At 48.4% G+C, this 19,318-nt stretch carries 16 protein-coding genes; 10 read left to right on the top strand and 6 right to left on the bottom strand.

Translation table 11 applies throughout. The features are described 5' to 3' along the window. Positions 1–220: 220 nt before the first annotated feature. Positions 221–1,081: a CYTH domain-containing protein gene (locus QF041_RS18910; protein ID WP_307415321.1), complete on the bottom strand. Its 861-nt coding sequence runs from the start codon at positions 1,079–1,081 to the stop codon at positions 221–223. A 146-nt stretch (positions 1,082–1,227) separates the two neighbouring features. Then, the gene (locus QF041_RS18905) at positions 1,228–2,136 is read right to left on the bottom strand and encodes a LysR family transcriptional regulator (RefSeq protein ID WP_307415320.1); all 909 of its coding nucleotides are present in this window, start codon (positions 2,134–2,136) and stop codon (positions 1,228–1,230) included. A 368-nt stretch (positions 2,137–2,504) separates the two neighbouring features. Between QF041_RS18905 and QF041_RS18900 the strand changes: the two genes are divergently transcribed. The 4 genes from QF041_RS18900 (at position 2,505) to QF041_RS18885 (ending at position 7,981) form a co-directional block, all read left to right on the top strand. Beyond that, on the top strand, positions 2,505–3,521 hold the full coding sequence (locus QF041_RS18900) for an ABC transporter ATP-binding protein (RefSeq protein WP_307415319.1): 1,017 nt from the start codon (positions 2,505–2,507) through the stop codon (positions 3,519–3,521). A 41-nt stretch (positions 3,522–3,562) separates the two neighbouring features. After that, positions 3,563–4,636, top strand: a complete 1,074-nt coding sequence (locus QF041_RS18895; protein WP_145325754.1) for an ABC transporter substrate-binding protein — start codon at positions 3,563–3,565, stop codon at positions 4,634–4,636. A gap of 88 nt (positions 4,637–4,724) precedes the next feature. After that, the gene (locus tag QF041_RS18890) at positions 4,725–6,395 is read left to right on the top strand and encodes an ABC transporter permease (protein WP_076319625.1); all 1,671 of its coding nucleotides are present in this window, start codon (positions 4,725–4,727) and stop codon (positions 6,393–6,395) included. Beyond that, positions 6,392–7,981 carry an MBL fold metallo-hydrolase gene (locus tag QF041_RS18885; protein ID WP_307415318.1) on the top strand — a complete coding sequence of 530 codons (1,590 nt, stop codon included), beginning with the start codon at positions 6,392–6,394 and terminating at the stop codon, positions 7,979–7,981. Before QF041_RS18890 ends, QF041_RS18885 begins: the two co-directional genes overlap by 4 nt. A 75-nt stretch (positions 7,982–8,056) precedes the next feature. On the opposite strand, the gene QF041_RS18880 is transcribed toward QF041_RS18885, so the two are convergent. Then, positions 8,057–8,617 carry a GerMN domain-containing protein gene (locus tag QF041_RS18880; RefSeq protein ID WP_307415317.1) on the bottom strand — a complete coding sequence of 187 codons (561 nt, stop codon included), beginning with the start codon at positions 8,615–8,617 and terminating at the stop codon, positions 8,057–8,059. A 34-nt stretch (positions 8,618–8,651) separates the two neighbouring features. Continuing rightward, the gene (locus tag QF041_RS18875; protein WP_307415316.1) at positions 8,652–10,064 is read right to left on the bottom strand and encodes an N-acetylmuramoyl-L-alanine amidase family protein; all 1,413 of its coding nucleotides are present in this window, start codon (positions 10,062–10,064) and stop codon (positions 8,652–8,654) included. A gap of 282 nt (positions 10,065–10,346) precedes the next feature. Here QF041_RS18875 and QF041_RS18870 point away from each other — a divergent pair, with 282 nt between their 5' ends. Then, positions 10,347–11,576 carry an anhydro-N-acetylmuramic acid kinase gene (locus QF041_RS18870; protein ID WP_307415315.1) on the top strand — a complete coding sequence of 410 codons (1,230 nt, stop codon included), beginning with the start codon at positions 10,347–10,349 and terminating at the stop codon, positions 11,574–11,576. A gap of 125 nt (positions 11,577–11,701) precedes the next feature. Continuing rightward, the gene (locus QF041_RS18865) at positions 11,702–12,541 is read left to right on the top strand and encodes a MurR/RpiR family transcriptional regulator (protein ID WP_307417009.1); all 840 of its coding nucleotides are present in this window, start codon (positions 11,702–11,704) and stop codon (positions 12,539–12,541) included. A gap of 147 nt (positions 12,542–12,688) precedes the next feature. Here QF041_RS18865 and murQ read toward each other — a convergent pair whose 3' ends face one another. Next, a complete protein-coding gene (murQ, locus tag QF041_RS18860; RefSeq protein ID WP_307415314.1) occupies positions 12,689–13,594 on the bottom strand; it encodes an N-acetylmuramic acid 6-phosphate etherase in 906 nt (301 codons plus the stop codon). A 22-nt stretch (positions 13,595–13,616) separates the two neighbouring features. Further along, complete coding sequence (locus tag QF041_RS18855; RefSeq protein WP_307417007.1) at positions 13,617–14,573, bottom strand: N-acetylglucosamine kinase; 957 nt, start codon at positions 14,571–14,573, stop codon at positions 13,617–13,619. A gap of 362 nt (positions 14,574–14,935) precedes the next feature. On the opposite strand from QF041_RS18855, the gene QF041_RS18850 reads away from it, so the two are divergent. The 4 genes from QF041_RS18850 (at position 14,936) to QF041_RS18835 (ending at position 19,318) form a co-directional block, all read left to right on the top strand. Continuing rightward, positions 14,936–16,288, top strand: a complete 1,353-nt coding sequence (locus tag QF041_RS18850; protein ID WP_307415313.1) for an ABC transporter substrate-binding protein — start codon at positions 14,936–14,938, stop codon at positions 16,286–16,288. A gap of 55 nt (positions 16,289–16,343) precedes the next feature. Next, positions 16,344–17,267: a carbohydrate ABC transporter permease gene (locus QF041_RS18845; RefSeq protein ID WP_017691097.1), complete on the top strand. Its 924-nt coding sequence runs from the start codon at positions 16,344–16,346 to the stop codon at positions 17,265–17,267. A 64-nt stretch (positions 17,268–17,331) separates the two neighbouring features. Beyond that, on the top strand, positions 17,332–18,165 hold the full coding sequence (locus QF041_RS18840; RefSeq protein ID WP_017691096.1) for a carbohydrate ABC transporter permease: 834 nt from the start codon (positions 17,332–17,334) through the stop codon (positions 18,163–18,165). A gap of 43 nt (positions 18,166–18,208) precedes the next feature. Further along, positions 18,209–19,318: an ABC transporter ATP-binding protein gene (locus tag QF041_RS18835; RefSeq protein ID WP_307415312.1), complete on the top strand. Its 1,110-nt coding sequence runs from the start codon at positions 18,209–18,211 to the stop codon at positions 19,316–19,318.

Here is a 19,318-nt window from a genome sequence, read left to right as displayed (position 1 = left end):
CACTATAAATTGAATTGATATAGGTTGTCGATTTGGAAAATAATACATATTTCCCATCATCCAAACTGTTGAGCGAATAACCAGTAAAATCTCAACCGATGTTAATCGTAGAATTACTTAAATAACAGATCATTTAAGTCACTACGCAAAAAAAAGGACAAGCTCCTCTCCTACGATGAACGCAGGAAGAGGAACTTGTCTTTTTAATTAGAGCTTGCGATTAATATCTTTCCAGAATCGTCTGTGTTTTCAAGCCATCGGCAGGAATCAGCCAGTCGTTGTTCTCCAACAACTGCAGCAGTTGGGTACGCAGTCCAGATACGGCTACAGTATCATCGGTTTTGAAAGAAACCTCTACGATATTCTCAATACCTGTACCTGCCGCGTCACGGATCGGCCATACTTCGAGTGTAAGCTCTTGACCATTCCATGTACCTTCATAACGTTGGAATGTGATTGGACCATATGCACGGGATTGAGTCAATTGCTGCTTGCCCCAGTTGGAGGCAGACCAGTTTTTCAATTTGCCCGGAAGCTTGTCCAGTAACATGTTCAAGGCTTCTTGCTGCGAAGGAAGTTGGACACCTGTTGTATTGGTATCGACTTTTTTGGTGTTGGAGAAGCTCAGGGTTTGTTTGCCATATCCCCAATCAATCTCAGCCTCGTAATTATCATCCGATTGATCAAAACCTTCTTGATTAGCCAAAGTTAGTGCTGCATTGATGTCGCCATTGATCACAGGGTAACGCTTTTTGTAGGTCAACTCGTAATTGTTTTTGTCATCTTTTTTACGAAAACGGACGTTCCATCCTTGTTGATCCAGTCCGAGAGAATTCGTATCGAAGTACTCTGCGTTAATGTTTCTTGGCGTGGAATTCAGGCCGAGTGTCTGAATCACTTCACTGCGTGGTGTCCCATCTGTATTCAATACAAGTTCCGGCTTGGCCAGAAACTTTACTTCATATGCAGGAACGGCATTGGCAGCAGCTGAAGCCTGGGGTGCTCCCAGAAATGTCATTCCACTTCCCAATGTTACGATGCTCAGCATCAATGAGGCGGTTACCTTTTTCCACTTTTTCAAAACCAATCACTCTCCTAATCTGGATTAACGTACAGACTCACTTTATCGCCCGAATATATGAAAGCGATTAAAGGGAAGTGCACATTGCGTTAACCCTGCATAGATTTGATGAATGGCAAACGATAGTTTATAGCGGATCAGGGCAATCAGCCATGGAAAATGGGGAAGCCGTGACTCACCTCTCGTAGCACTTCTTTGAAGCGGTTTACCTGAACGGAAGGGTGGCGATCCTTGTTATGTACCGTATAGATATGGCGCGGTGCCTGCTCTCCCGGAATGGGAAGAACTTGAATGAGCCCGTGCTGTTCCTCCCACTGTACCGCCATCCGAGACATGAATGAGACATGCCCCCCGATTAACACCAGCTGTTTGATCGCTTCTAGAGAATCCATCTCCACCGTACTCTGCAAACGAATATCATGTTGCGCAAGCCATTGATTGGTTAACCGACGAGTACTGGATTCATTGCCATGTAAGGCAAAAGGAATTTGCGCGATATGATCAGGTGTTAATGCATCCTTCTGGGCCAACCCATGTTGTGGAGAACAGATCAATACTAAGTCGTCTTCACACAGCGTCTCAGCTTGCAGGGCGGGTCCAACAAATGGCTCGGAAGAGATCACTCCTAGATCAATCTGATGTCGAATTAACATCTCGCGAATAACAGGTGATGGTTTGACGGATAAGACGATTCGAATGCCCGGAAATTCCTGAGAAAAGGTGTTGAGCATGGCGGGCAGCAGATATGTAGCTGGTACATAGCTTGCCCCAATGTGCAGGGTGCCCCGATAGAGGCTGTCATATTCTTTCACTACCCGCCTTGCCTCTTGGGTCAAGGCATTGATTTTGACGGAATAATGGAGCAGAGCTTGTCCTGCCTCGGTTAGAAAGGTCTTCCCACTGCGCGATTCAAATAATCGAACGCCCATCTCTTCCTCTAATGACTTCATATGAAATGTAACGGTAGGTTGTTTGATCCCCAGTAACTCGGCCACGCTTGTCATGTGATGATGCTTGTCGATCAGCTCAACAATTTGTAATTTGATCAGATTCAATACCCTAACACTCCTCTCACTTCTACTAGCCCCAATATATAAGATGATCTAATGTTTTTCATAAAGACGGAGAGTACAGAACCAATCTGAAGAAGCGAAGCGTTCGCCTTTATCCCCGGATTTCTCCCTTCATAAAGGGAATATAAGAAATCTGGGGATAACAGCGATCGGAAGATGGTGCTGTAATCGAAGCGACAACATGAAAATTAATTTAGTTCACCTACTATAGATTTAATCTATGAACATCAACAGAATTCATCTAAAAAGTTAATTCCAATTTTACATACAAGACATACAACTCGCGAAAGCGGACGTTAGACTGAGAACAGTGCAAGAGATCAAGTAACAGAAGACAGGCAGGGATGCTTATGAAATTAGAGATGACAGGAATTCAAAAATCATTTAATCAAACACCCGCACTGCTGCCGACAGATCTAACGCTTGAACATGGAAAGTTCACGACCCTGCTCGGCCCATCGGGCTGTGGCAAAACAACACTGCTCCGCATGTTGGCCGGGCTGGAACAGCCGGACGCGGGGGAGATTCGTGCAGATGGTCAGTGTATCTACTCTGCGGCGAAGCGGATTGATATACCAACACACAAGCGTAATCTGGGCATGGTGTTTCAGGATTTTGCATTATGGCCGCATATGACCGTATACGAAAATGTAGCGTTTGGCCTGATGGCTGGAAAACAGAAATCCGATCTGCGGCAAAAGGTGAACGAAGCGCTTGGCATGGTTCGCCTGCAAGGCATGGAAGATCGATATCCTCATCAGCTGTCTGGTGGACAGCAGCAACGGGTTGCTTTTGCCAGAGCGGTAGCTGTCAGACCTGGTGTGATCCTGTTCGATGAGCCACTGAGTGCACTGGATGCTGTACTCCGGGAAGAGATGCGGATTGAGATGATGTCGCTGGTTCGGGACATGGGACTGACTGCGCTGTACGTCACACATGATCAGATTGAAGCGATGTCGATGTCGGATGAGATAGTGGTGATGCAGAAGGGACGGATATTGCAAAAGGGAAACCCGGAAACGATCTACTCGGCGCCAAGTGATCCGTATGTCGCTTCGTTTATCGGAAAGTCCAACTGGCTCACGCCTAATCAATCGATGGTGCGACCAGAGCATGTCACCTGGAACAAAACAGGTCATGATGATCTGTGTTATCCAGGGATGGTACTTAGTGTCAGCTATGTAGGTGAGCGTTATGAAGTACGAGTGCAGATGGAAGGGCTGGGCGTATGGACAGCCTATATGAACCAAAGATTGCGCGTAGGGGAGCGGGTGCAGCTCTATGTAACCCCTGAGCGGATATGCCGAATGGACGGTTATGACCACCCGAGTGTGAAGCACAGAGAAGTTGTAGCAGCGGCCAATTAAAGTAGTGAAAATCAAACAGAAATCAAGGGAGATGGAATGATATGTTAGGGATGAACACACGGAAAAAGAGCGCAATGCTGTTATTAACTGCGGTAATGAGTATCAGTTTGTTCGGATGTAGTACAGGGAACACAACCACAGGCAATGCGGCACAACCCGCGGGTGAAGGAAACACTGCAGCGGCGGCGGAAACAACGAAACCGGCTGGCGGCAAGTTGGTATTGTACAGTGCTGGCCCACAGAAGTTGGCAGATAACATCGTGAGCGGATTTACGGACAAAACAGGTATCGAAGTCGAGATGTTCCAGGGAACAACAGGCAAAATTCTGGCTCGTATGGAAGCTGAGAAATCCAATCCGGTTGCAGACGTTGTGATCCTGGCCTCTTTACCTTCAGCACAGGCTCTGAAAGCCGATGGACTGACTATGCCTTACCCGGACGCAGCCAATGCAGACAAGCTGAACAAGGATTGGTCGGATGCAGAGGGCAACTATTTCAGCAGCAGTGCTTCCGCACTGGGTATTGTGTATAACACCAAACTGGTATCTACACCACCAACAAGTTGGGCCGAGCTGGCAACGCCTGCGTGGAAAGATGCAGTGAACATTCCAGACCCTACATTATCAGGTTCAGCACTCGACTTCATCACAGGATACCTGAGCGCGAACGGTGAAAAAGGTTGGGATCTGCTGAGTGCCTATAAAGCCAATGGTGTAGCGATGGCAGGCGCCAATCAGGAAGCACTTGATCCGGTCATTACAGGTGCCAAAAGCATCGTAGCGGCAGGTGTGGATTACATGGCGTATTCCTCCAAAGCAAAAGGTGAACCACTGGATATCGTATATCCTGAGGAAGGCACAGTAATCAGCCCAAGACCGGCAGCGATACTGAAATCCAGTCCGAATGTAGAGAATGCCAAAGCGTTCATTGACTACTTGTTGTCCGATGAAGCTCAGAAGCTCGTTGCAGATGCCTATCTGATTCCGGGCCGCGAAGACATTGAAGCGACTAACCGTGCCAATGTGAAGGATATTCCACAACTTAAAGTGGATTGGAACTGGATGAGTGAGCATGGCGAAGAGACTGCGGCTCGTTTCTCCGAGACTTTTAAATAAGACATAGTACGAAAAAGACAATTAGGCAAAAGGAATACCTGCTGTCTGTGGAAAGTCATGTGAGGTGAACGTAGTGAAACCTGTTGGAATGGACAACAACCGAATTTTTCGGAGAGTGGGCGTGATTCTGGCCCTCTTTCTGCTGACCATAAGCATTGGCGTGCCGCTCTTGCTGATCTTCTGGCAAAGTGTATATCCGGACGGGCAGTGGGATTGGATGGCTCCAATTCGCACGATTACAGGTCATCATCTATCAGGTGTATTGCTGAATTCCGTCTGGCTTGGTATCTGCGTTGTAGCAGTAACCACGCTGCTGGCGCTGCCGCTAGCCTGGATGATGGCGAAGACTCGGATGGGCGAGCATCGCTGGGTCGATGTAATCCTGATGATCCCGTTCATGACTCCGCCGTATATCGGCTCGATGGGCTGGATTCTGTTTATGCAAAAAGGGGGATATCTCCAGCAATGGGTGCCCTCATCTGCAGGCTGGAGTGAGCTGTTCTTCAGCTTCTGGGGCATGGTGCTCATTATGAGCTTGCACCTGTTCCCGTTCCTGTATCTGCTGCTTCGAGATGCATTGATCCGCATCGGTGGCAATCTGGAAGAAGCGGGAGCTGTGCACGGTGCACGTGCAGGGTACCGTTTTAGACGTATTATTTTACCCTTATTGTTGTCGTCTTACGGCATGGGGATCATGCTGGTCTTTGTCAAAACGATTGCGGAATTCGGAACACCGGCAACCTTCGGGCGCAAGATTGGCTATTATGTCATGACCTCCGAAATCCATAAGTACATCTCCAGTTGGCCGATTGACTTCGGTAAGGCGACTTCGCTGGCATCGGTGCTGCTGTCCGTCTGTCTGGTGATGTGGTATATGCAGTCTGCGATGAGTAGAAAGTTCACGTATCGTCTGGTCGGTGGCAAAGGGCAACGTTCAAAGCGATATTCTCTTCGTGGCGGAGCAGGATGGTTGTGCGGGGTGTATCTTGCCATCCTGTTGATCCTGTCGATAGGTATTCCGTATTTCTCCATCATCGCCGCTTCGACCATGAAGTTACGGGGATCGGGAATTGCTTTTGATAATCTGACCTTGGATCATTACAAAGAGCTGTTATCTTGGGGATCGGTGAGTATGAAGGCCATCGGGAACAGTCTGGGATTATCCCTCGCGGCTTCAACGGTCGCTGTTATTATCGGAACTGGATTTGCGCTCGCGATCGGCAGATCATCTTCATTCATGCAGCGTGTGATTGACTTGTTCAGTCTGTTGCCTAATACGGTGCCGGGTATCGTGATGGTCGTAGGTCTGATTCTTTTCTGGAACTCACCCTGGATGCCAGTCACGTTGTATAACACCTACGGCATGGTTGTGCTCACGTACGTTGTGCTCTTCTTGCCTTACACCGTGCAGTATGTAAAATCGAGCTTTACCCAGATTGACGGAACGTTGTTCCAGGCTGGGCAAGTGTTTGGCGGGAAGCCGCTGTATATTCTGCGGCGAATCCTGATCCCGCTGATCCTGCCCGGCATGTTGGCCGGCTGGATGATGACCTTTACGATTGCTACCCGGGAGCTGGTAGGTTCGTTGTTGATTCTTCCGCCGTCGATGCAGACGTCGGCTACGTATATTTTTGCCCAGTTTGAACAAGGTCAGGTATCACTTGGCATGGCGATGGCCGTTGTAACTGTAGGTATGACGGTGCTGATGCTGCTTGGAATCGAACTGCTGAATTCAAAGAGAAAGTGGAATGCATCATGATCAAACTGAACATATGGGGCGGTGCAGGGGAACATGGACGTTCCGCCTATCTCCTGAGCGGGAGCCAGTTTCGGCTTTTGCTGGATTGTGGTGTGAAAAAAGAAGGTACGGGCGAGTATCCGCTGATTGAACCGGAGATTGTCCCGCAACTGGACGCGGTCCTGTTGTCCCACGCCCATGAGGATCATTCGGTCGCCATCCCTTTGCTGTATAAGATGGGCTACCAGGGTGAAGTGTGGACGACGAGAGAGACGAGGGCGCAGCTGCGTACGTATTTTGCCAACTGGCGAAGGTTTGCAGAACGTGTCGGAGAGAAACTCCCTTACGATGAAGCAGATGAGCAAGCTATTCGTTATCGGTATCTGGAAGATGAGGTCGTATCCCAAAACTGGTTCGAACCCATTCCCGAAGTAAAAGTGATGTGGGGCCGGAGTGGACATCTGGCTGGATCGGTATGGTTTGGGGTTGAAATGGAAGGCAAGCGGATTTTCTATTCCGGGGACTACACGTCCGAATCAATGCTTTTACAGGAGGATTGTCCAGCGGAGTCGTTCTGGCAGAAAAGCATGCTTCGTGAGAATCCTGTGTCCGATGCTCCGAGCAGCGAGCGGTGGGGTATGGAGGAACTAATCGCTATAAACAGTGGGCAAAAGGCTGGAGAATTCATAACGTCACAAGATCAGACATCTGTTGCATCAGAGACATCGTCAAGCACACTCGTATCCATGGAGATACCTATGAAGCAGGGAAATTTCATATCGAACGGAGCAGATGGAGCAGGCAGAGCAAACAGAGCAAACATAGCAGACGTAGCAGCAATATCTTCCGTCGGGTTGGTGGATCTGGCGATCGTTGATGCTGCCTACGGTACGGACCAAGATACACAGGCTGACAAACTGGAACAGCTGGAACAAGCCATTCGCCACACGATTGCTCAAGGTGGAAAGGTGCTCTTACCCATGCCTGTCGTAGGGCGTGGACAGGAGATCATACTGTGGGCACAGCAACAATTTCCGGCTATTCCAATCGTAGCGGAACAAGGACTTGTAGACGGCATGAAGCAGCTTATGCATGTTCCGTATTGGTTGAGGGAGAAGGGAGAGCATGTCATCGGAGGTTCGTTGAAAGACGAAATTGATGGCTTTCTGACCGGACGAGGATGGTATCTGCCTACGACCACCCAAGAGCGGGAACAACTGTTGGAACATCATGCTGCTTCGCTATGGTTTATTCCGGACGGCATGATGCAGTCCTCGCTTGCCCGTTGGTATTATAGTCAATTATCGGACAGGGAGGAGAATCTGATTCTGCTTACCGGGCATGTTGCTCATGGTACATTTGCTGATAAGTTGCTACGGGTTCCTGACAAGTATGGAGTGTGTGATGTGCGGAAAATACGTTATAAAGTGCATCAGGGCTGGAAGGATGTTGAACGGATGCTGCATCAGGTTCCAGCAAGGCATACGGTCCTTGTGCATGCTGACCGGGCAGAGACGGACAGATTAAAAGAAGGTTTGCTCAGAAATAGCCCGTCACCGGGAACAGTTATACATTCACTGTCTGCTGGTGACGAGCTATATGTGTGAATTGTGCATGAATCGAATTGATGCGTCAGATTGGAACGTCCCTGGGGACGTTCTTTTTCCATTGTTGTGTGATCTTTAGGGTTCGCGATGAATGGGGTGCTCCAGTTCGGCATGACCCATCAAACTATCAACGGCTTCACCATCCACCAGTATATCCAGGCTGTTCACTTCATCAAATTGAAACATCGTTGTTGTTAAAGCTTCCAATGCGAGCAGTTCTCCACTGGTACCAAGATTGGCTTCAGCGGGTATATGAACATCCAAAGTCACCGTACCCTCAGCATATTGGACAGAGAGCAATTCCACCTGCTCCCAGAGGGAAACAAGCTCCGAATCAGTGTTCGTTTGCAACGCTGCAAATGTTTTTTCATATTTTTCGGAATCATCCTTGTATTCAATTTCCTGCTCTGTTTTCTCCAGATCCAATACCTGAGAATCTGCCAAATATACATCGACGACTTGTGTATTCATTGTGCCCAGATCCACCTCCGTTTCAGATGGGTTTGGTGCCTGCACCTGTCCTCCCTGAACAGCAGGTTCATTCGAACCGGATTGGCTCACTGGCTTCTGAGCGCATCCAACTCCGATAAGGATCAAGCATGATAATATAAGTGCACAACCTAGCTTCTTATTCAAAGAATCACTTCCTTCATCTGATTTATTTGATGATTTATAGGCCCAAATACTCCTTGATTCCATCGGCTATCGCTTGAGCGGCTTTCATCTGAACAACTTCGGACGACATCAGTTCTTCATCGAGTACATTACTCAAGAATCCCACTTCCAAAAGTACTGCAGGCATGGTCGTGTCTCGGATTACTTCCAAGTTGCCATTTTTCACACCACGATCTCTGAGACCCATGGCTTTCACCAAACGTTGATGAATGATATTGGCTAATTCCTTGCTGTTACTGCGTTGATAATAATATGTCTCCGTACCTGTCGCTTGGGGGGCGGACTTCACACTATTGCCATGGATAGATACAAATACATCTGCATTTAATTGATTGGCGAGTTGAACACGCTCAGGGCGGGTCGGATAGGTATCACCTTCACGAGTCATCACCAATTCGATATTGGGTTCATTGAGCAGCAGGGCTTGTACTTTGTGAGCCAATGCCAGATTGTATTCCTTTTCGGGTTTATTCGTGATGCTGATCGTCCCTGGATCACTGCCACCGTGTCCTGGATCGATGACCACGACCTTGCGTCCTGAATCGCCTACTGGAGTGACTGGAGCAGGTGTGACATTGTCTCCCGCTACATTCAGATCAATAATCAGTTTATCGGCAATCACATTCTGGATGTACTGGACATCCTTGACATTATTCAATTCTACGACAATGCGAACTTGCGCCGGATCTCGTTTGAACAGCGAATATCTCACTTCCGTCACATTGGGATAACCGCTCACATCCAGCTTGCCATTGAATCCTTGATCCAGCGGTTGGGAGATATCACCAAATGTGGCTCCGGGCAAGTCCACAACCAAACGATCAGGGTACTTGAGGGTCGTTACTACCGGCTGAACGGCCCCATCCGTGGATAACACGAGCTGATTATTGGCAAATTGGATATCGGTAACCTGGGCGTTAGACGTTGAATCCCCTTTTCCAGAACTGTTGCCTGGGTCGATAGCAGGTCCCTTACTGGTGTTTGTTAAGTATACGATCTTGTCTTGATTGTTCCATCTTACCTTAAGCCCCATTTGTTCACTGACAAATCGAATGGGCACCACCAGCGTTTTGTTCAAAATTTGCGGGGCTGTGTTCAAAGTGACTTGTTTGTCAGTAACCATGGCTTGCTTTTGATCCACGGTTAGGGAAATCGTCTGTTGATCTTGCTGAATTTTTACAGTGCGTGCTTGTTGGTTCCAATCGACTTTGAATTTCAAATTTTCGGCAACGACACGAATCGGGATCATCACGTTTTTATTGATGATCGTCACCTGTACATCACTTGGGAGGACTAATTCCTCTCCATCCATAAAGATTTTCGACGTGCTTGCAGCGGCATTTCCCTGATTAGGGAGCAAAAAGAGTAAGAACAGACTCAAAAACAGTAGTAAAATGGTTTTCTTCATTATACACCTCGACTAATATTAGATCATTTTCTTGATTCCAAAATATCCCTACATAATATAAACGGTAAAAATGTAAAAATGTTTCTCTTCTGATATCTAATTATCAATTGATGGAAGAAAACATGATGTGTGATCGCAAATGGGATGAATATCTCTCTTTTTATTTTCAATGATGTAATTAAATTTCATATAATGTTTGACTTGTGAAATTTAATATCATATACTGGGTGAAATTATGGCAGGATGACGTGTTCATCGGGTCTTGCAGGAGGTTGGAAGTGGATGGATACAGGCAGCTATCCGATGTGGGAGAAGTATCGTTTGAAGCAGGAGCATCTGGTCATCGGACTAATGTCAGGAACGTCACTTGATGGAACTGACGCGGCATTGGTGCGTATTCAAACCGATATGAGCGGGGCATTACAGCAGATCGAGCTGGTTGATTTCGTCTGTGTGCCGTATTCGAATGGATTGAGAGACGTACTGATCCGGTTATGTTCACCGGAGACGGCGCGTGTCGACGAGCTGACGGCCGCGCATTTTGGTGTATCGGAGTGGTATGCGCATAGTGTTACGGAACTGATGCAGTCTGCCGGTATTTCAACGCAGCAGGTGGATGTGATCAGCATGCATGGACAGACAGTATGGCATGCTCCTGTAGCATCTGCATTTCCAGGGCCAACGGGAGCAAGTATTGATGTGGTATCGACATTGCAGATCGGTGAATGTGCTGTTGTTCGAGAACGGACTGGACTGCCAGTGATTGGCAACCTGCGGGCAAGGGATATGGCGGCTGGTGGGGAAGGTGCCCCGCTTACGCCTTATGCGGATGCTCTGATGTTCCGCAGCCCGACGGAAGGACGGCTGGTGCAGAATATCGGCGGCATTGGAAATGTGACGGTGCTTCCCTCCGAGTCTTCTAGCGAAGGTATTTCGGCATTTGATACGGGACCAGGGAATATGGTGATGGACGCCATTGTGCGGCAGGCAACGGATGGGCGGCAGCATTATGATCCGAATGGAAGTATTGCCGCACAGGGGAAGGTCGATCAGGGTCTGGTAGACCTGTGTTTGGAGGATGAGTATTTCAAAAGACTTCCACCGAAAAGTACCGGGCGAGAAGTATATGGAACAGCGTATGCAGTGAGACTGATGGAGATGGCCGCATCACGTTCCTTAACGCTGGAAGACACGCTGGCTACTGCCACCTGTCTGACCGCGGAGACCATCGTGCGTGGAGTGAAGGATTTTATTCTGACCAAGGTGCAAATATCGGCCATGCTCGCGTGCGGTGGTGGCACTTCCAATGCCACGTTAATGGAGATGATCCGTCAGAGACTACCTGAGGATATCCGTTTGGAACGAACAACAGATTATGGTATACCCGATGATGCTCGGGAAGCCATTGGATTTGCTTTACTTGGCCATGAGGCACTTATGGGAAGAACTAATACACTCCCGGCCGTAACCGGCGCGAAACACGCCGTAATCTCAGGCGATCTCACACTCTAGTGAGGCCTGACTTTAATTGGAGTTCAGTTATGGAAGGGCGAGGAATTCGATTAGACGCGAGTGGAATTATAAGATAAAATGCTTGTACATGAATGAAGTACGGAAAGGAGGAGCGAATGGAAGGCATGAAAGGTGGACTTGTACGTTTACGTGCATTAATGGATGACTTGACCCCGTCCGAACGGAAGATCGGAGCTTATATTCTCGATCACCCGCAAGAAACTGTTCAATCCTCGGTGGCCCAGTTGTCTGAACGGAGTGGAGGCAGCCCAGCTGCCATTATCCGTCTCTGCAAATCACTGGGTGTAACGGGTTTTCAGGAGCTGAAGCTGAAGATTGCCGGAGATTTGCAGACGAGTGAGCCATATCAATATACAGAGATTCGTCCCCAGGACTCCATGGAGAGCATTATTCAACATGTGTCCACAAACAATATTCAGTCGGTGAAGGATACGGTTCATATTCTGGACCCACGTCTGGTAGAAAAAGCCGTGGACGTGCTTCATCAGGCGAACCGGATCTTTTTCTATGGAGTAGGGGCCTCCAACCTGATTGCGCTGGATGCACATTACAAGTTCATGCGAATCAATCGCACAAGCTTTTCGTTCGCCGATCCGCATATGCAGATTTCGTCCGCAACGACGCTTCGTGAAGATGATGCGGTGGTATGTATCTCGTATTCAGGGGAGACTTCGAACGTAATCTCCTGTCTCAAGCATGCTCATGATGGCGGTGCAGCGACAATCAGCATTACCAAGTGGGGCAGTAATACACTCAGTAGTATGGCGGATGTACCCCTGATGATTACTTCCACCGAAAGCGATATTCGGAGCGGAGCAACTTCGTCACGGATTGCACAGCTGAACGTGATCGATATTTTGTATCTAGCGATTGCCAGTCGGGATTACAACCAGTCGGTGGAGTATTTGGAGAAGAGCCGACAGGCTATTCTGGAGCACAAGTGAAGTAAAACCATATGAATCCCTTTCTGTTTATGCAGGAGGGGATTTTTTGACGGATTATATCCGCTTTTACAATAAAAAAATAAAAAAAAGAGCCCAGACTAATGTTGGGCTCCTCTCTTACCACCTCTAATGATACCCCTGTACGGCTCAGGAAGGCCCCGCAATGGCGCTACGGACAAATCCGTCAGCCAGATGAAGCCTGTGCTGGGCTTCCGTTGCGTCCACGCCTGCCATCAGCATGACGATTGCCGTTTTTACATGACCGTCTGCACCGGTAAAAGCCTCTTCAATATCGGCTTCATTCGCTCCGGTTGCCAGATGTATCATGCGTTTGGCCCGATGGACAAGCTTCTCGTTCGAAGGGTTCAGATCAACCATGAAATTACGGTAAACCTTGCCCAGACGAATCATGGCGGTAGTCGTGAGCATGTTCAGAATCATTTTCTGGGCGCTGCCTGCCTTCATACGTGTTGAACCCATGACAACCTCTGGGCCGACAACAGCCTCAATGCTCACATCAGCCAACAGGGTCATCGGCGTGCCTGCATTATTACTCAGGCTGATCACCGTAGCCCCAATCTCCTTGGCATGTCTCATCGCACCCAGCACATACGGCGTTCGTCCACTGGCTGCAATGCCAACCACAACATCGTTTTTGTCTAAGCCATGTTCATCAAGGTCCGCAGCTCCCAACTCCTCACTATCTTCAGCACCTTCAACCGGGTCCTTTACTGCCCGGAATCCCCCTGCAATAATACCCTGCACCATGGAGGGCGGGGTTCCGTAGGTAGGCGGGCATTCCGAGGCGTCAAGTATTCCTAATCTTCCACTGGTACCTGCGCCTACATAAAAAAGCCTGCCGCCAGACTGAAATGCCTCCAAGATCCGATCCGCAGCCTGAGCAATGACCGGAATCAGGAGCTGAATGAGCTCCGCAATGCGTTGATCTTCCTTATTAATTAGCTCCATAATTTCTGCCGAAGGCAATTCATCTATATGATCCGTTAGTGGATTGGGTTGTTCTGTTATTAGTGAATTCAGCATGTGATTCATTCGTATGGCCTCCTTCTCTCTTTTAAAATGATTCATTCAGGGAACGGCGTTTTCTTGCCAGTTGTGCTGCGCCAACCGCTGGAGCGGGGGCATCTTCACGATATACAAAGTCCAACTCTCCATAATATCCTGATAACTTCTGAATAAATGTATTTCGGAAAAGTGCAGCGTATCGAAACATTGATCCGGACAGGACAACCGGAGTGGATACAAATTCGGGATGACGGGCAACCAGCGCCTTGGCGGTATCCGCCAATTGTGAGGCTTCGTCGATGATCAGTGCCCGGGCGGCCTCATCTCCGAGTTCAGCTGCTTCTATAGCTAAACGGGCGATGGATGCGGTCTCGGTTTTGCCCCAATCCGTCTGATACACCCGCGTCTTTAGCTCTGATATATCCCGAAGGTTCAGATTCTTTAGAAGAAGAGGGGTTAAGCGGGTTGGATGAAGAACACCGTCATAACTCTGCATAACCACTTGGAGTGCACGCTGCCCAATACGATAGCCGCTCCCCTCATCTCCAAGCAGATGACCCCAGCCTCCTGCACGGTATCGCTCTCCTTCCAGCGTAAATCCGTACACGATGGACCCTGTTCCAGAGATACACAATACACCGTGCGTATGTCCGAGAGAGGCCATCAGAGCAATCTCTCCTTCGGATACAACCCAGACTTGACAACCTTCTGATGCCTGTCGATTAAGACTCTTCATATAGTTATTTACTGCTTCGGCTATAAGTTGCCGTTCTTGGATCGTATCTACACCTGACATACCGAGGCATATACCCTCACAATTTGTCGATAAATCACTTATTAGATTAAATAGCTGTTCCAGCACTCGTTGCAGTTCGGAAATGGCCTGTTCAGTGGATACGCTGTGAGGATTCGTGGGACCGCCGCTGAGTCGGGCGAGAATTTCACCAGATTCAGAAATGATTGCTGCATCAGTGTTGGTACCGCCTCCATCTACGCCTACATACACTCGCAAAGTGGCTCACCTCGCTTGCTTGGGTTTTCTTTTTACATAGTATAGTTGCATGAAAAGAAAAAGTAAAATTAAATTTTATAATAAAAAATAATGTTGAATTTTTATTTTACAACTCATATAATGAATTCAATCTACAATTTTGGAAGGAATTAATACTGTTAATGTCAATTAAGTTGACGTTAACATTGCATTTAAGAGATTTAGCCTGCGACTGGCAGGCCCAATCTACAGGGGAGGTGCTTTTCCTTACTGCCGCGTGTATAGGTGGATGGCGTTTGAAGGCTGAACGATCACAAAAGGGGTAGCATGGTAGGCAATGAAAGAATCGGATGATGACATGCAAAGGAGATGAAGGGATGAAAAAGAAGGGTCTGGTATGGACGATGTTGTTGATGATGGTCTTGGTTACTGCCTGTGGGAATAGCGGGGGTGCTGCTTCAGATGACCCAAATGCTGACGATACGGTAACGGTATGGACCTATCCTGTACATGGCACATATGAAGATGAACTGAAGGATCTAATCTCTGATTTCAATAAAGAACACCCGAACATTACCGTGAAGACGGAAATGCTCTCCTGGGCGGAAGGGCCCAAAAAATTCGATGTCGCTCTGAACGCGGGCAACCCGCCGGATCTTTACTTTCATAGTGTAGACGGCACATATGTGAATACGGGATTGGCACTTGAGCTGGACAGCTACCTGACACCTGAGATCAAGGACGACTACCTGCCGGGTACGCTTGATTTAGGCCAGATTCAGGGGAAACAGTATGGACTGCCGTTGTATCAATTCCAATGGGCTTGGGGTGGGAACAAACGCACTCTGGAGGAAGCAGGCATTGATTGGAAGTCCATTCAGCAAAATGGCTGGACCTGGTCCGAATTCAACGATGCTGCTGCCAAGCTGACCAAAACGCTGGATGGCGGGACCAAGCAATATGCACTGGTTACCGACGGAACCTCGCTTGACTTCATTGAAATGCTGTCTCGTAACAACGGGATGATCGATGTTCTTGATAAAGACGGCACGTTCCAATGGAATGATGGTCGCATTCTGGATACCCTCTCTTTTATCAAAAACCTGATGGATCAAGGGTATATGCCGAAGGAAACGGCGGCTCTCGCTCCAGCGAAACGGACGGATATGTTCTACGCGGGGGAAACGGCGATTATCTCCAAAGCGATTCCTTATTATGATGTGATGATTCAGAACCGCAACAAGGACATCGATGATGGCAAAGTGCAAGGAGAGAAGATTGATTTTGTCTTGTTGCCTGTACCACATAATGATGATCAACCTGCGGCCACAACGATGGGCGGCGAAGGGTATGTAGCCTTCAAACAGAAGAAGGACAAAGGCGAACAGCATGCCAAAAATACGTTCCTGGTGATGGAGGCGCTTAGTGGTGCCAAAGCAGGGAACTCGGCCAATGAACTTGCGCTTCCATTCGTAAGACAGTCCCAAGTGGAACTGTTTAAAGGAAAAGAGCTTGGTCAGCCGGATAATCTGGCTGCTGCAAAAGTCATGGCAGAGAGTATCGCGATGCCGGTTGTACTGGAACTGGATATCGACAAAGCTTCCCAGCAAAAACAATTCAAGGAACAGGTTGTGAAGCCTAATATTCAGGCGCTGTTTTCGGGTGAAAAATCACCAGAGCAGATCGCAGAAGACTTCAAGAGCAAGGGCCAGCAGATGTTTGGACAATAACTCGGACAATCAAACATAACGTAAAACCACACTGATTAGGAGAGGAGGATTCGCCATGCAGACCGCCCTTGCGCCAAAACCGTCCGTGCCCCGGACTTCCCGGGTTGCCCGGTTTTGGCGAGACTACGGGTGGGCGTATTTGTTTATTTTGGCGCCTGTCCTGCTGTTTCTCATTTTCACACTGTATCCTGTTCTGACGGCTCTTGTGATGAGCTTCCAGAAATACAATATTATGAACTCGACGTGGGTTGGATTGGATAACTACGAGCGACTGGTGAAGGATGAGACGTTCTGGAAGTCGATTAAAAATACAGTCATCTTCACCGTAGGCACAGTCCCGGTCAATATTCTCATTACATTTGTACTGTCCTATTTCATCTATCAAATGAAAAGCAAATGGCAGACATTTTTCAAAGCTACCATGTATCTGCCTGCGGTAGCCTCCGGGGTGACCATATCCATTGTATGGCTGGCGATCTTTGATCCGACGGATTCGGGGCTGCTCAACCGTTTTCTCGGCTTGTTCGGCCTTGACCCAGTAATCTGGCTGGGCCAGTCGGGAACGGCACTCTTTTCCCTCATTCTGATGAACTGGCTTGGATCGCACGGAGCGGGCATTATTCTGTATCTGGCAGCCATGGGTGGTATTCCGAAATCACTATACGAAGCGGCGGATATTGATCATGCCAGCGGCTGGACCCAGTTCAGCAAGATTACATGGCCACTCCTCAAACCAACGACGCTGTATCTGCTCGTCACAGGTGTTATTACATCCTTCCAGGTGTTCATCTCGGTATATCTGATGACACAGGGTGGACCAAACTTTGCGACAACAACAATCGCTTATCTGATCTACGAGACGGCATTTAAGTTCTATGAGTTCGGATTGGCTTCGGCTCAGTCGTTTGTACTGGCGATTATCATCATTGTCATCTCCGTCATTCAGTTCAAATATTTCTCCAGCGATATTGAGTATTAGAGGTATTTCAAAACACGCACTATTAGAGCACGTTGCATTAAGCATCCGGGGGTGAATGAAATCCATGAAATCAACACAGAAAAAGATACTGCTCGTTGTTGCATCCATTCTGCTGGTGGTCTGGGCGCTGGTGACGGTCATTCCGATGTATTGGATGCTCGTTGGTTCGGTGCAGGATAGTGCGATGTCGGCTTCGTTTAAACCACAGATGATTCCGGAGCAATTGTCGTTATCACCATATGAGCGCTTTTTTGCCAAAACCGATGCCTGGCGCTGGTTATACAATTCGCTGCTCATCTCGATCATTCTGACCGTAACAAATGTATTCTTCGCCTCCCTGGCGGGATATGCATTTGCCAAACTAAAGTTTCCGGGTAGTCAGGCGGTATTCTGGACTTTGCTTGGGACAATGATGATTCCGGCACAGGTGACGCTGATTCCCTTGTACATTCTGATGGTCAACGTGTTTGACCTAGGGGATACGTATACGGCCATTATTCTGCCTGCTGCCGTTAGTGTGGGCAACATTTTCTTGATGAAACAGTTTATGTCTACGCTGCCCACATCGCTGATACATGCGGCACGTATAGATGCATGCAGTGAGTTCGGTATCTTCTGGAAAGTCATTCTGCCGATGGCAAAGCCGGGAATCGCGGTGCTGGCAATTTTCACGTTTGTAGCTTCGTGGAATGAATTTTTCTGGCCGTTTCTGATTACCAATTCCAACGAGATGCGTACCATCCAGGTAGGGCTGGCTTCGTTCGTATTTGCCGAATCAACGGATTTCGGCGCAATGATGGCCGGGGCTACAATAGGTGCGCTACCCATGATCATTCTGTTTTTCTCACTGCAACGTTATTTCCTACAAGGCATTACGATAGGTGCAGTAAAAGGTTAGCTGTTAGTTCAGGACAAGCGACAACGTAAAGGGGGATCTACCTATGGCACGCGTGGAGTTTCGCCAAGTGCGCAAAGAATTCAAAGACGATCATAAAGGAACGTTCACGGCTGTGGCCGGCTCGGACTTTGTTATAGAAGATAAGGAATTCGTAGTGTTTGTGGGTCCTTCGGGCTGTGGCAAGACAACGTCACTTCGGATGATTGCCGGACTTGAAAAGCAAACAAGCGGTGATATTGTGATCGGTGACCGGCTTGTTAACGATCTGCATCCGAAGGATCGCGATATCGCGATGGTGTTTCAGGATTATGCACTCTATCCGCATATGACCATCCGTGAGAATCTTTCCTTTGGCCTGAAAAATCTGAAAAAGCCAAAGTCCTATATTGATGAACAGGTGCAGAATGCGGCCTCCATTCTGGGACTGGAAGCGATGCTGGAGCGCAAACCACGCGAGCTGTCTGGTGGTCAGCGCCAGCGTGTTGCGGTAGGACGGGCGATCGTCCGGGATCCGCAGGTGTTTTTATTCGACGAACCACTGTCCAATCTGGATGCCAAGTTGCGGGTACAGATGCGGGTGGAGTTGGGTGAGCTGCATAAACGTCTCGGTGCCACGATTGTGTACGTGACGCATGATCAGGTAGAGGCCATGACACTTGGGGAACGCATCGTGGTCATGAATCATGGAGATATTCAGCAGGTGGCTTCACCGAAGGAACTGTATGCGAGTCCGCGGAATATGTTTGTTGCCGGATTTATCGGTTCCCCGGCGATGAACTTCATTGATGCCCGGATTGAAGGCACGCAGGTTGTCGTGGACGGTGCATCATTCACCTTGTCAGAGGGTGTACTCGCTCGTCTTCAGAGTCATCAAGGCAAGCCGGTGATTATGGGTCTGCGTCCAGAGCATATTTTTGGTGATGATGTCGCTCCGAATATCCCGACAGACCATATGCTGCAGGCGCGAGTTCAGGTTGTAGAACATCTGGGCTCCGAGAATTTGGTGTATTTCCATTCCGGTGCCCGTACTGTTACGGCCAAGGTTCATCCGGAAACACATGCTTATGTAGGTATGGAGAAAAATTTTGTGCTGGACCTGCGTAAGGCGCACTTTTTCGATCCAGAGACGGAGCTTGCGATTGGACGTGAGTAA

This window comes from Paenibacillus sp. W2I17 (genome assembly GCF_030815985.1).
In the GTDB taxonomy this organism is placed as follows: Bacteria; Bacillota; Bacilli; order Paenibacillales; family Paenibacillaceae; genus Paenibacillus.
Note: the sequence above shows the minus strand (reverse complement) of the source record. Positions and strands in the feature narration are given on the sequence as shown.